Genomic DNA, 14055 nt, shown 5'->3' with positions numbered 1-14055 from the left:
CAGCCGCTATTAGCGGGTCGGCGGATCGTTTCTTGGTGGAACAGGAGGTCCTATGACTTTCACTGCACCGACGATCACGTTGTTGCCTTTGGTCAAAATGCTGGCAACGCTGCTGACTACAAGTCGGGGAATATTGAAGTCATCCCTCGGTGGCACCGGCGGCCCGATAACTTTAACGGCGCCAACGATGACGTTGTTACCTTTGGTCAGTACACCGGCAATACCGTTAACTACAAGTACTGGAACACTGGGGGCATCAGGATTAGGTGACAGCAACCCGACGAGCCCAGCCAGCGGTGCCGGACGATCACCTCTCGGGTTCAAGATGGTCAGCAAATTGGCCGCCGGCAGACCGGGCAGCGGTCGCGCACTGGCCAACGGCAGAGTCGGTAGCGAAGTCAACGCGGCCGGCGAAGCAGAACTGGTCAGCAAGGGCAAGCGCGCCAACGTAGCTGCCTGCGCAACATTCGACAGCATTCCCAGTGCTGCCAAGGCAAGTAACAGAGTTTTCTTCATGGATCCCCTCCAAGCACAACAACGGTTAACGAACGTCAACTGACGAATCGATCACATCATGTACACATAGAAACGGTCAATGGACTTTTTGTCGGGTAGCCAACAAAAAATGCCCATTAATGATTGGAGATCTCGAAAGTCAGCGTGAACAGGCCTGCTGGGTCGTCTGCAAACGATCTGCCGATCGACAGACTGCCGCTCGTCGGCAAGGTCATCTTCTGGCAGTAAGGCAGCAAGATTTCCTTGCCGTCGGGGCCTTCCCTGAGCCAGGTGCCGTTGCGGCTGATGTCCTGCAGGAACCAGCAGTCGTCGATGCATTCGATCGTGGCGTGCGTCGACGACACCTTCAGTTCCGGGTCCGGCACGACGATATCGCAGGTATTGCCTCGGCCGATGAGTTTCTTTCGGTCGTGGCTGAGGCAGGTTAGGGTGTTGTCCCCATGCCTGAGATGCAGCGTGGTGGACGAGATAGCCGTCTCTCTTTCGGCAGCAAAGACGGTAGCCGTCGGCGCGTTCTGCGATTGCCAGCCCAGCGTCCAGACATTGAACTTGCCCAAGCCTTTGAGCGATCGGTTGCCGAACGGCATCGCCTGTGTGCGCAGGGCGTGTGGCAGCTGACTCAGGCTTTCTTCGAGCAGGAAGATCTGCCCCGGCGCGTCCTCGGCCATCTTGTGCAGGCGGGCGACGAAATTGATCGTCTGGCCGACAGCATCCGGGTGACCGTCGGTCAGCCGGAACTGCACCGGGCCGAAGTGGAAGCCGGCGTACAGACGCAGGCCGACCTCCGACGCCAGCCGTTGCGCCTTGATCGCGATTTCGGCGGTGGCGGCAACCTGATCCTGCTCGAAGACCGCCAGCACGTCGTCGCCATAGGCCTTGATGAAGGTGGCGCCGCGGTCGCGCGCGGTGGCGATAATGCCGTCGAGCAGGTGATGGATCTGCCGGCCAGCTGCCAGTTCACCAATCTCGCTGCGCAGTTTTGTCGATCCGGCGATATCGACGATCAGCACGCCGCAATGACGAACATCTTCTGACACCCTGATCCCCGGTGATTCGCGTGACGCTGATGTCACGTCGATATTCTGAACTTCATTGGCCGCTGCCGGCAGCAGCAAATTCGCACGTCCGGGGCAGGGCCTGCAGGCCGGTCCGAGCGCGGCCAACCCAAGTGAACGCTAGCCGTGACTGGCCGCGCATGCTGTAATTAGCGGCTATTTCATCGCTGTTGTTGCGCAATCGTGCCGATCCGGCACCCGACCCGTCATCCGAGGATCCCTTGAACACCGTCTTCCCGCGCATCGAGCGCCTGCCGCCCTACGTCTTCAATATCGTCGGTGACATGAAGAAGGCGGCCCGAGCTCGTGGCGAGGACGTCATCGATTTCAGCATGGGCAACCCGGATCAGCCGACGCCGAAGCACATCGTCGACAAGCTGGTCGAGGCGTCCGTCCGAGGCACCGAGAGCGACTACGTGCGTCCTGAAGTCCATGACGAGGACGGCACCCACACCCATCGTTACTCGGTTTCGAAGGGCATTCCGCGCCTGCGCCGCGCGATGGCGACCTGGTACAAGCGCCGCTACGACGTCGACCTGAACGCCGAGACCGAGGTCATCGCGACCATCGGCTCGAAGGAAGGCCTGGCCCATCTGGCTTTCGCGACGCTCGCTCCCGGCGACACCGTGCTGGTGCCGAACCCTGCGTATCCCATCCACCCGTTCGGCGTGGTGCTGGCCGGTGCCGACGTGCGCCACGTGCGTTTCCCGCAGGACGATCCGAATCACGACATCTTTTTCGAGGAACTTCGCAAGGCGATCAAGGAATCGACACCGACGCCGAAGATGCTGATCCTGAATTTCCCGTCGAATCCGACTGCGGAATGCGTGGAGCTGGATTTCTTCGAGCGCGCCGTGGCGATCTGCCGCGAGCACGAGATCTGGCTGATCCACGATCTGGCCTATGCCGACATCGTCTTCGACGGCTACAAGGCGCCGAGCGTGCTGCAGGTGGCGGGCGCCAAGGACGTGGCGGTGGAGTTCTTCACCTTGTCGAAGAGCTACAACATGCCGGGCTGGCGGGTCGGCTTCATGGTCGGCAACCCGGTCCTGGTCGCAGCGCTCGCGCGGATCAAGAGCTATCTCGACTACGGCATGTTCACGCCGATCCAGGTTGCCTCGATCGCCGCCCTCGAAGGCCCGCAGGAATGCGTGGCCGAAATCTGCGAGATGTACCGCAAGCGCCGCGATGTGCTGGTCGAGGGCCTGCTGGCTGCCGGCTGGCCAGTGACCAAGCCGAAGGCGACCATGTTCATCTGGGCGCAGATTCCCGAATCGCACCGGCATCTCGGCTCGCTGGAATTCTCCAAGCAGTTGATGGAGCAGGCGCATGTCGCGGTGTCGCCCGGCATCGGCTTCGGCGAATACGGCGACGATTACGTGCGCTTCGCGCTGATCGAGAACGAGCACCGCACGCGCCAGGCGACGCGCTCGATCAAGAAGTTCCTGAAAGCGAGCCTCAAGGCCGCGAAGCCATGAGCGCGCCGCTGAAAGTCGGCATCGTCGGCCTCGGCACGGTCGGTCAGGGTGTCGTCCGCGTGCTGCAGAAGAACGCGGCGGCAATTGCCGCGCGTGCGGGCCGGGCAATCGTGGTCACCGACGTGTCGGTTCGCAACGCGGCGGCCAGCCGTGACTGCTCGCTGGCTGGCATCCGCGTGCACGCAACCCCGGAAGCCGTGGTAGCGGCCGATGTCGATGTGGTCTGCGAACTGATCGGTGGCACTGAGCTCGCGAACGATCTGATCCTGGCGGCGCTGGCCGGCGGCAAGTCCGTGGTCACGGCGAACAAGGCGCTGATCGCCGAGAAGGGCAATGCCCTGATTGCCGACGCCCAGGCCCGTGGCTTGAGCCTGGCGTTCGAAGCGGCAGTGGCCGGCGGCATCCCGATCATCAAGGTGCTGCGCGAAGGCCTGACAGCGAACGACATCGACAGCCTCGCCGGCATCATCAACGGCACCTCGAATTACATCCTGACCCAGATGACGGTGAAGGGGCAGAGCTTTGCCGATGCGCTGAAGGATGCGCAGAAGCTTGGCTACGCCGAAGCCGATCCGACTTTCGATGTCGAAGGCATAGACGCCGCCCACAAGCTGACCATCCTCGCCTCGATCGCGTTCGGCACGCCGCTGAACTTCGCGGCGGTGTCGACCGAAGGTCTGTCCAAGGTGCAGGCGCAGGACATCCAGCTGGCTCGCGAACTCGGCTATCGGATCAAGTCTCTCGGCATCGCCAAGCGCAGCGAGCACGGCGTCGAACTGCGCGTCCATCCGACCCTGGTGCCGGACGATCATCTGCTGGCCAAGACCGATGGCGCGCTGAACGCCGTCCGCGTCCATGGCAATGCCGTCGGCCAGACCGTCTACGTCGGCCGTGGCGCCGGCGGTGAACCGACCGCGTCGGCAGTGATCGCCGATCTGGTCGACATCGCTCGCCTGAACGGTGCTGCGCCGGTAGTCCCCGCGCTGGGTTTCACCGCTGCTGCGCTGTCGGCCAAGCCGACCTTGGGCATCGAAGCGATCGAATCGGCGTATTACCTGCGCCTGACCGTTGCCGACGAACCCGGCGTGCTGCGCGCGCTGACCACGATCCTGGCGGATGCCGACATCTCGGTGGAAGCGATCCTCCAGAAAGAACCGGAAGACCATGAAGACGCGCGCATCGCGATCATCACCTCAGTGATCAGCGGCAGCCGCTTCGACGCCGCGCTGGAGCGCATTCGGGCGCTGCCGTTCGTGCGCCCGGACATGAGCCGTCTCAGAGTCGAGCATTTCGAATAAGTAATGCCTTTCTCCCTCTCCCACCGGGAGAGGGCCGGGGTGAGGGAGCGCCGCTCGATTCAGAGTGGCTATGCCGGAAATGGCGGCACTCACCCCAACCTCTCTCCCGGTAGGAGAGGGGCTACAAAAATCGGAGCAACCCCGTGACTCGTTACACCGGAATCATCGACGCCTACCGCAGCCGTCTCCCGTTGCCCCCGGAAGCCAAGGCCATCAGCCTCGGCGAAGGCCGCACGCCGCTGATCAAGCTCGACAACCTCGTTCGCCATGAAGGCGTCGAGGCCGACATCTACGTCAAGTTCGAAGGTACCAACCCGACCGGTTCGTTCAAGGATCGTGGCATGACCATGGCCGTGACCGAGGCCGTGCATCGGGGTGCCAAGGCGATCTTGTGCGCGTCGACCGGTAACACCTCCGCTGCTGCCGCTGCCTACGCCGCGCGTGCTGGCATCAAGTCTTTCGTGCTGATTCCGGAAGGCAAGATCGCGATGGGCAAGCTGGCCCAGGCCGTCGTTCACGGCGCCACGATCGTGCAGGTGCGCGGCAACTTCGACGACGGCATGCGCCTGGTCAAGGAAGTTTCGGAAACCTCCCCGGTGGTGCTGGTCAACTCGGTCAACCCGTATCGCCTGCAGGGCCAGAAGACCGCCGCTTTCGAGATTGTCGAAGCGCTCGGTGAGGCCCCGGACTACCACTGCCTGCCGGTCGGCAATGCCGGCAACATCACCGCACACTGGATCGGCTACTCGGAATGTGCCGGCACCGGCACCCAGGCTTGCTTGCTGTGCAAGGGCAATTGCACGTTCTGCCAGACTGGCAGCACGCCCAAGCGGCCGAAGATGATCGGCTATCAGGCCGCCGGCAGCGCGCCGTTCATGCGTGGTGCGGCCGTCAAGAACCCGGAAACGGTCGCCACCGCGATCCGCATCGGCGACCCGCAGAGCTGGGATCCGGCCTGGATCGTCCAGAAAGAGTCGGGCGGCTGGTTCGATGAATGCACGGATGCCGAGATCCTCGCCTGCCAGCGTTTGCTGGCCGAGCAGGAAGGCGTGTTCTGCGAACCGGCGTCGGCAACCTCGCTGGCCGGTGCGTTGCGCGACTTGAAGAGCGGCAAGATTCCGGCCGGCTCGACGGTCGTCTGCACCCTGACCGGCAACGGCATGAAGGACCCGGACATCATCCTCAAGGGTGGTTTCCCGGCGATGATCGAAGTCGATGCCGTTAAGAGTGCGGTCGAACGAGTGCTGGTCGATCGGCTGTAATCAGGCCCTGAACCAACGGTGAGCCGCGCGCCGACCATCCGACGTCGTCCGCCCGGCGAGCCGCAGGCGCTGCCGGCTTCGCTGCCGATGGTGCTGCGTCGCGTCTACGCAGCGCGCGGCCTGAGCGATCCGGCGCAGCTGGCGCTCGATCTGAAGCATCTGCTGCCGCCGGATCAGTTGCTGGGTATCGGCAGCGCTGCCGACTTGCTGGCGCAAGCGATCCGTGAACAGAAGCGCATCGTCATTGCCGGCGACTACGACGCCGATGGCGCCACAGCAACGGCCGTCGCCGTGCTCGGTTTGAAGGCGCTCGGTGCGGCCAACGTCGGCTACCTGGTTCCCAACCGCTTCACGATGGGCTACGGCCTGTCTCCGCCGCTGGTCGAGCTGGCGCGCGGGCAGGGTGCCGAACTGCTGGTGACGGTCGACAACGGCATCGCCAGCCTCGCCGGCATCGAAGCCGCGAACGCGATCGGTCTGCCGGTCGTGGTCACCGATCACCATCTCGCCGGCCCGGAATTGCCGGCGGCGGCGGCGATCGTCAATCCGAACCAGCCCGGCTGCCCGTTTGCGAGCAAGCATCTGGCCGGTGTCGGCGTGATGTTCTACGTGCTGCTGGCGCTGCGTGCGCGGCTGCGGACCGACGGCGCGTTTGGTGCCGCCAGCGGCCCGAACCTCGCCGAACTGCTCGATCTGGTGGCGCTCGGCACCGTCGCCGATGTCGTCAGGCTCGATTACAACAACCGCATCCTCGTGCAGCAGGGGCTGGCGCGCATCCGCGCCGGACGTGCGCGGCCGGGTCTGATGGCGCTGCTCGAAGCGGCAGGGCGCACGCCGGAACGGATCAATGCCGGCGATCTCGGTTTCGTGCTCGGTCCGCGCCTGAACGCTGCCGGCCGGCTCGACGACATGGCGCGCGGCATCGAATGCCTGCTGGCACCGGATCGCGAAACGGCACTGCCGATCGCTCAGGAACTCGACAAGCTCAATCGCGAACGCCGCGGCATCGAAGCGCAGATGCGCGACGACGCGCTGGCGCTGGTTGCGGAAAGCGACGATGTCGGCGTCGTGCTGCATGAGCCGGATTGGCATGAAGGCGTCGTCGGCCTGGTTGCTTCACGAGTCAAGGATGCGCTGCATCGTCCGGTGATCGCCTTCGCCTGCGCCCACGAGCGCGGCATGCTGAAAGGCTCGGGCCGCTCGATTCCGGGTCTGCATCTGCGCGATGCGCTGGCGGCGGTCGATGCGAAATATCCTGGCCTGATCACCCGTTTTGGCGGTCATGCCATGGCGGCAGGCCTGACCATGCCGGAAGAAGGGCTCGCCGCGTTTCGCACCGTGTTCGACGTTCAGTGTCGCGCGCTGCTCGATGCCGATGCGCTGGCCCAGGTCATCGACAGCGATGGCGAACTCGGCCCGCAGGAGTTCGTGCTCGACACCGCGCATCTGATCGAATCCGCCGGGCCTTGGGGACAGGGCTTTCCGGAGCCGCGTTTCGATGGCGAATTCGAGGTCATCGATCTGCGCCCGATCGGCAAGGATGGCAACCACGTGCGCTATCGCTTGCGCGGGCCGCAGGGCCTGATCAACGCCGTGCATTTCAATGGCGCTGAAATCGCTGTCGACGGTGGCCGGGTTCGCGCGGTCTATCAGCTGGCGATCAACCGCTGGCAGGATCGCGAAACGCTGGAGCTGAAGATCGAGCAGATCGAAGCGGCAAGCTGAGCTTCATCTGCGGCAGTTGGCTTCCGTTTTGCGTGTCCGCCTTGCCCGGCGCTCGCCGGTTTCACAGATGATCAGAGGCTTCGACGATGGCCAAGGTTCCACCCGGCGTAGGGCCGCGATTTCCGCAGGTGGTGATCCTGTTCGGTGCCACCGGCGATCTGGCGCGGCGCAAGCTGCTGCCCGGGCTGTTCCATCTCGCCAATGCCGGCTTCATGCCCGATTGCCGGATCATCGGCGTGTCTCTTGACGATATCGATGTCGACGCTTTCCGGAGCATCGCCCGGAAGGCGCTCGATGATTTCGGCAGCCGCAAGCCGAAGGACGATGCCTGGAATGAGTTCGCGGCGAAGCTGGACTACGTGCCGCTATCGGCGGGTGCTGCAGCGCTCAGAGCGGCCGCCGATACTGCGGAAGCTTCGTTCAAAGGAGAAAGCCGCCGGCTGCACTACCTCAGCGTGCCGCCGAACGCGGCTTTGTCGGCAGTCGGCATGCTCAACGAGGCGGGGCTGGTCGAGCGCTCGCGGATCATCATGGAAAAGCCGTTCGGTACCGATCTGGCCAGCGCGGTCACCTTGAACGGCAAGCTGCACCAGGTGTTCAGCGAGGAGCAGATCTTCCGCATCGATCATTTTCTCGGCAAGGAACCGGCGCAGAACATCCTTGCCTTCCGGTTTGCCAACGGCCTGTTCGAGCCGATCTGGAACCGCAACTTCATCGACCACGTGCAGATCGACGTGCCGGAGACTTTGGGCCTCGGTACGCGTGCCGGCTTCTACGAGCAGACCGGCGCGTTCCGCGACATGGTGGTCACCCATCTGTTCCAGATTCTCGCGTTCATGGCGATGGAGCCGCCGACGGCGCTGGAGCCGCGTCCGATCAGCGAGGAGAAGAACAAGGTGTTCCGCAGCATGCTGGCTATCGATCCGATCAACGTCGTGCGTGGTCAGTACGCGGGCTATCGCGCCGAGACCGGCGTCGATCCGGAATCGGACACCGAAACCTTCATTGCGCTGAAGTGCGCGATCGACAACTGGCGCTGGGCCGGCGTGCCGTTCTACCTGCGCACCGGCAAGCGCCTGGCCGAAGGGCAGCGGATCATTTCGATCGCGTTCCGCGAGCCGCCGAAAAGCATGTTCCCGGTTGGGTCCGGCGTTGGTGCGCAAGGCCCGGATCATCTGACTTTCGATCTGGCCGATGCCTCGAAGATGAGTTTGAGTTTCTACGGCAAGCGCCCGGGCCCAGGCATGCGGCTGGACAAGTTGAGCCTGCAGTTCGCGATGCATGACACCGGGCTGATCGGCGATGTGCTCGAAGCCTACGAGCGCCTGATCCTCGACGCGATGCGTGGTGACCACACCTTGTTCACTACCGCCGAAGGCATCGAGCGGCTCTGGGAAGTGTCAGCAGAGCTGCTGGAATCACCGCCGCCGGTGCGCTTCTACGAGCCGGGTTCCTGGGGACCGAAAGCGATCCATCAGCTGGTCGCCCCGCATGCCTGGCGTCTGCCGTTCGAGCGTGCCTGGCGCGATCCGAACAAGACGAAAAGCTGAGCTTTTCGCTGCAGCTGCAGCGCCTCAGCTTCTGAACGGCACCGGGCTCGGCTTGGCGATCGCCTGGCCTTGCAGGTAGTCGGCACCAAGCCTGCGCCAGACCGTTGCCTGCGCGTCGCTGTCGATCGCGCCGATGATGGTTCTGCCGCCGATGAGTCTGGCGAGTTTCAGTGCTGATTCGGCCAGCGCCTGCTCGATATCGTCTTCGGCAATGCGCGGGAACTGCGAGGCATCGAGCTTCACGAAATCCACCGGCATGCCGCGCAACTGCTCGACGTAACCGATCTGCCGGCCAGTGCGGTGATCGATCGCGATCTTCGCGCCGAGCCGTCGCAGCGCTTCGCAGCAGCGCTTGGCCTGCTGCGGATTGCCGGTCAGCGTGTCGTCGCGCAGTTCGAAGCACAGCTTGCCGATCGGCACTTCGGGATGGCTGTTGATCTGCTCGGCGATGAACGCGATCAGCGTGGCGTCGTGCAGCGAATCCTCGGAGAGATGCACGCCGCAGCTCGCCATCCGGCCGCATAGCGCGCTGTCGGCGGCCAGCCGCTCGAACAGCGCCTGGATCACCCAGCGATCCAGTTGCGAACCGAGCAAGTGTCGCTCGGCGATCGGCAGGAACAGCGACGATGGCGCCCAGAAGCCTTCCTCGTCTTCCAGGGCGAGGAGCACTTCGAAGACTTCGCCTTCCGATGCCAGCGTGCGCGAAGGCTGCAGGCGCTGGGTGGTGACGTGGAACAGGCGCTCCTCCAGGCCGCGCTCGATGCGCCGCACCCAGAGTGTCTCCTGATCGATGCCATTGCCGACTTCGAGTTCGGCGCCGTGCAGCACCACCGCCTGGCTCTTGTGGGCGTGGTCGCAGGCGATGCCGGCGCGGCGCATGACTTCAGCTGCCGAGCCGACGTCTGCGGAGATCAGGCACAGGCCGATCACGGCATGCACCTCGATCCATTCATCGCCGCTCAACAGGCGTTGTCCGGAGATCTGCGCCCGTAGCGCTTCGGCATCGAGCCGCGCCTGTTCGCCGGTCCGGGCTTCGATCAGCACGGCGAAGCGGTCCGGCGTCAGCCTGAACACGTGGTCCGAACCGCCGCTGAGTGCAGCCAGACGTTCCCCGCAGCGTGCGGCGAGGGCATCGGCATCGCTGTGACTGCGGGTTTCGCGAACCCGCCGCAGCTCCGGGAAATCCAGCTTCGCCAGCGCCCGAAGCGGCTCATCGCTACCTGCTTTCTGGGCCTGCGCATGCAGTTCGCGTATGCGCCGTTCACAGGCCTTGCGACCGCCAAGCCCGGTGACCGGATCGACGAACTCCTGGGCCACGCTGCCCGACAAGGGGCCGGCCACTCGCTGCCCACCTGCGCGGCGCAGCACGACCAGGCCGCCGGTGATGCGGTCGACGCGGCTGCGGATCGGCACGGCGCTCAGGCCCAGTTCGCGGCCCAGCTCCTGGCCCTCGACGCCATTGCCGCCGAGCATCACGCCATCGGGAAAATCGACGCGCGCCCCGGTATCCCGGATCTGCTGCATCAGGTCCGGCAGCGCCGGGCCTTCGAGACTGCCGAGCCGCGCCTGCAGCACGGAGCCGAACGGCGCGCCACGAGCGCTGCGCTGGGTGGTCGACAGCCATTGCTCGGCGACGGCATTCAACTCAACGATCGCGCCCTGTTCGTCGAGCACGGCGATGCCTTCATCGAGGTTGCTCATCAGCAACTGATTGCGCTCGCCGAGACGCAGCGACTGGTCTTGAGCGCGAACCCGCTCCGCCGTCTCGCTGTGCAACTGGCTGATCGCGACGCTGGCGCGGTCCTGCAGGTCGCGCAGCTTTCCACTGCGTTCGTTGTGCCAGTGCGCGAGCAGGCGCAGTTCGCCGGCGCCGGATTCGTCGAGAGTCACGTCCCGCTCTGTCCCTTGGTCGTCCTGTTCGGCGCGCGCGATGGCCTGGGTCATCCTCCGCAGCGGCCGGATCACGGTGCCGCGCAGCAGCACAAACGCCACCACCAGAACCAGCACGGCGGTGCCCAGGGTCACGATCAGCGCCTGAGTGACCAGATAGATCATGGTGTCGTTGCCTTCGCGCGTCGGCGACACGCTGAGCAGCTGCCAGCCCGCGCCGGGCACCGTCGACAAAACGGCGTAGCTGCTTTCGCCGAGCACCGGATCAAGGTCAAGCTTCAGGCGCTCTGGCGGATCGGACGCGCGGCCATCGTTGGCGTTCCAGACGGCGGCGAGGGCGTCTTCGGCGGCGACTCTCGACAGCTCGCGGCTGTTGTCCTTCAGCGACGACACCAGTCGGGCGTCATAGCTCGCCGAGCGCAGCGCATCGGCCCGGAACGCTTCGTTGCGACGATGGATCGCCAACGCCACCGGGTTGTAGCGGGTTTCGCGCTGGGCCAGTTCGGGCAGGTTGCGGCTGCTGCCGACGGCGGCACCAAGCTGGTCGCGGGCCAGCGCCGATACCGCCAGCATCTGGCCGCCGCGATCACTGAGCACGGCGTAACTGCGGAGCGCTTCGCCGCCGGTCATGAAACGACGGCTCAGATTGGCGACATCGACGCTGACGGTGGCCACGCCCTCGAAGCCGCGTGCGCCGATGATCGCCACGCTGCAGGTCTCCACATCGCGGGCCAGCAGCGGATCGCGATAGACCGGCGACCACAGGCAGCGGCTGCCGCCAGCGATGCGCGACGGCGTGTACCAGGGCTCGCGCCAGTAGGCGATGGCGTCTGGCGCGTTGTAATCGTCGCGGGCTTCGGCCTTGCCGTTGTCGGTGACGCGCCAGAACTGGCTGTTGCGTCGCGCGCCGGCGGCGGTGTTCAAGGGCTCTGGCCACAGGCCGTAGCTGGCAATCGGTAAATCCTGCAGCAGACGTTCGCCGAGCCGTGCTCGAAGTGTCGCATCGGGGTTGCTGGCGGTCAGCGCCAGCAGCTGGGCGAACTGTTCGGTGCTGCGGATGATCTGGCCGGTTTCGGCGAGCAGCCGCTGGTTGATCGCCGTTTCGAAGCGAAAGGTGGCTTGTTCCAGACCGCGGCCGATCAGGCGATCCGCGGCGAAGAACGCGACGCCGCCCAACACCGCCAGCAACAGCGCAAACAACAGACCGAGGCGGAACTGCAGTCCCTGGTGCCAGCGCAGGCCCGATTGGATGGATGAGGAAGGGCGGGCAGAACTCATCGGCAAGGCACGGAATGCGACGGAGGAACGGGGCCGGTCATCAGGCGGGAACGAGCAGGACGATGACACGGACGGCCGCCTCGAACCAGTGGGCTGCGATTCATGTCGCGGGCATCGCTGCGCCGGTGGCAAACAGCTGGCAGATCGCGCCAGTGGGGCCGCGTACTGCGTCGATGGTCAGGCCGTAGAGCGCCGACAGCTGTTCCGGTGCCAACACCTCGTTCGGCATGCCGTGAGCGATGATCCTGCCGCGCTCGATCAGCGATACGGTGTCGGCGTGGCGGAGCGCCAGATTCGGGTCCTGCAGGATCGCCAGCACGCCGACACCGCGCGCAGCGAGGCGGCGCATGGTCAGCAGGCAGTGGTGCTGAAACGCGAAATCGAGGCTGGCGGTGGGTTCGTCGAGCAGCAGATAGCGCGCTTCGCGGTCGTCCGGCGCGCTGATCTGGACCAGCGCCCGAGCCAGCTGAACGCGCGCGCGCTCGCCGCCGGATAGTTCGTTGTAGCGGCGGCCGGCAAGCCCGGCGGCGCCGGCTTCGGCCAACGCGGTAGCGATGATCGCTTGCTCGCCCGGTGCTTCAGCGCTGCGCCGCCATGGAAGGCGGCCCAGGGTGACGACGTCATCGACCCAGAACGGAAACGGCAGATCCTCGCGCTGCATCATCACCGAGCGACGCCGCGCCAGCGCCACGCTGGACCAGGCCGAGAGTGGTCGGTCATCGAGCAGAACCTGGCCGCCATCCGGCTTCAGATCGCCAGCCAGCAGGCGCAGCAAGGTCGACTTGCCGGCGCCGTTCGGGCCGAGCAACACGTGCAGCTGGCCGGGCTTCAGTACCAGGCTGGCGTCGTCGATCAGGCGTCGGCCGCGCACGCCGTAGCCGGCACCAATTGCTGCCAGGCTCATGTCAGCCCCGCGCGGTCGCGTAGCCGCAGCAGCAGAAACAGGAAGAACGGCGCACCGATCGCCGAGGTCAGCGCGCCCACCGGCCATTCCGCCGGTATGGCCAGGGTGCGTGCTGCGGTGTCAGCCAGCACCAGCAGCAGCGCCCCGGCCAGCGCCGAAGCCGGCAGCAGCAGTCGATGGCCAGGACCGACGATCAGGCGCAGCGCATGCGGCACGATCAGGCCAACGAAACCGATGATGCCGGCCAGCGACACCGCCGCCGCCGTCGCCAGCACGACGGCGATCAGGATGCGCCGCTTCAGACGCTCCACCGGCACGCCCAGATGCAGCGCTTCGGCATCCCCGAGCAGCAGGGCATCAAGCGCTCGTGCTTCGCGCGGCAGCCAGAGCAGCAGGATCAGCAGCACCGGGCCGACGATGGCGATCTCGTTCCAGCCGGCGCGGCCGAGGTTGCCGTACATCCACAAGGTGAAGCCGCGCAGGCCGGAGTCGTCCGCGGTGGTGGAGAGCAGGCCGACGATCGCGGCGACGAAAGCATTGATGGCGGTGCCGGCGAGCAGCATCGTCGTCATCCGGGTGACGCCATCGCGTTGCGACAGACGCAGCACGGTGACGGCGGCAAGCAAGCCGCCACCAAACGCGGCGACCGGCAGCATCACGCCCTGCCAGGCAGCCAGCCCGCCGAGTCGCCCGTCCAGCCGCGTGAAGACGATGGCCGCTGCCAGTGCGGCGCCGGCGGAAACGCCGATCAAGCCAGGTTCGGCCAGCGGATTGCGGAACAGCGCCTGGGTGACGGCGCCGGCCTGGGCGAGCACGGCGCCGATCAGCAGCGCCAGCAGCACTCTCGGCAGACGCAGTTCGAGCAGGGCGGTGGTCTGCATGGCCTGATCGGTACCGGGGACGAACAGCGTCGTCCAGTCAATCGCGATAGTGCCGCGGCTGATCGCGAACACCGTTGCAGCCACCAGCAACAGAGTCAGACCGCCGAACAAAGGCAGCCGCAGAGACGCGGAAGGGTTGGATGACCTGAACTGGGACAAAACGGTACGGGCTCTGGCGATCGAATGCTGCGCCGCGACAAGGTCAGGCTGACCGGGCG

The 14055-nt window shown here is 65.4% G+C and carries 10 protein-coding genes; 5 read left to right on the top strand and 5 right to left on the bottom strand.

Annotated features, from left to right (window positions below; all coding sequences use genetic code 11):
* Window positions 1-9: 9 nt before the first annotated feature.
* Window positions 10-516, bottom strand: a complete 507-nt coding sequence (locus G513_RS25815) for a hypothetical protein (RefSeq protein WP_156891624.1) — start codon at window positions 514-516, stop codon at window positions 10-12.
* A gap of 116 nt (window positions 517-632) precedes the next feature.
* Window positions 633-1631, bottom strand: a complete 999-nt coding sequence (locus G513_RS0112105; protein WP_156891621.1) for an FHA domain-containing protein — start codon at window positions 1629-1631, stop codon at window positions 633-635.
* Between the two features lie 161 nt (window positions 1632-1792).
* Here G513_RS0112105 and alaC point away from each other — a divergent pair, with 161 nt between their 5' ends.
* The 5 genes from alaC (at window position 1793) to zwf (ending at window position 8884) form a co-directional block, all read left to right on the top strand.
* On the top strand, window positions 1793-3049 hold the full coding sequence (gene alaC / locus G513_RS0112100; protein ID WP_028475463.1) for an alanine transaminase: 1257 nt from the start codon (window positions 1793-1795) through the stop codon (window positions 3047-3049).
* A complete protein-coding gene (locus G513_RS0112095; protein WP_022977106.1) occupies window positions 3046-4347 on the top strand; it encodes a homoserine dehydrogenase in 1302 nt (433 codons plus the stop codon). Before alaC ends, G513_RS0112095 begins: the two co-directional genes overlap by 4 nt.
* Window positions 4348-4490: 143 nt before the next feature.
* The gene (thrC, locus tag G513_RS0112090) at window positions 4491-5609 is read left to right on the top strand and encodes a threonine synthase (protein ID WP_022977105.1); all 1119 of its coding nucleotides are present in this window, start codon (window positions 4491-4493) and stop codon (window positions 5607-5609) included.
* Between the two features lie 36 nt (window positions 5610-5645).
* Window positions 5646-7334 carry a single-stranded-DNA-specific exonuclease RecJ gene (recJ, locus tag G513_RS0112085; protein ID WP_028475461.1) on the top strand — a complete coding sequence of 563 codons (1689 nt, stop codon included), beginning with the start codon at window positions 5646-5648 and terminating at the stop codon, window positions 7332-7334.
* Window positions 7335-7420: 86 nt separating this feature from the next.
* Window positions 7421-8884 carry a glucose-6-phosphate dehydrogenase gene (gene zwf, locus G513_RS0112080; protein WP_022977103.1) on the top strand — a complete coding sequence of 488 codons (1464 nt, stop codon included), beginning with the start codon at window positions 7421-7423 and terminating at the stop codon, window positions 8882-8884.
* 24 nt (window positions 8885-8908) lie between these two features.
* Here the strand turns inward: zwf and G513_RS0112075 are convergent, their stop codons facing one another.
* The 3 genes from G513_RS0112075 to G513_RS0112065 all read right to left on the bottom strand — a co-directional run bounded on the left by G513_RS0112075 (window position 8909) and on the right by G513_RS0112065 (window position 13921).
* Window positions 8909-12052, bottom strand: a complete 3144-nt coding sequence (locus G513_RS0112075) for an EAL domain-containing protein (protein WP_022977102.1) — start codon at window positions 12050-12052, stop codon at window positions 8909-8911.
* Window positions 12053-12152: 100 nt separating this feature from the next.
* Complete coding sequence (locus G513_RS0112070; protein WP_022977101.1) at window positions 12153-12956, bottom strand: heme ABC transporter ATP-binding protein; 804 nt, start codon at window positions 12954-12956, stop codon at window positions 12153-12155.
* Window positions 12953-13921: a FecCD family ABC transporter permease gene (locus tag G513_RS0112065; RefSeq protein ID WP_245563117.1), complete on the bottom strand. Its 969-nt coding sequence runs from the start codon at window positions 13919-13921 to the stop codon at window positions 12953-12955. Before G513_RS0112065 ends, G513_RS0112070 begins: the two co-directional genes overlap by 4 nt.
* Window positions 13922-14055: the final 134 nt, after the last annotated feature.

This window comes from Nevskia ramosa DSM 11499 (genome assembly GCF_000420645.1).
Lineage (GTDB): Bacteria > Pseudomonadota > Gammaproteobacteria > Nevskiales > Nevskiaceae > Nevskia > Nevskia ramosa.
Note: the sequence above shows the minus strand (reverse complement) of the source record. Positions and strands in the feature narration are given on the sequence as shown.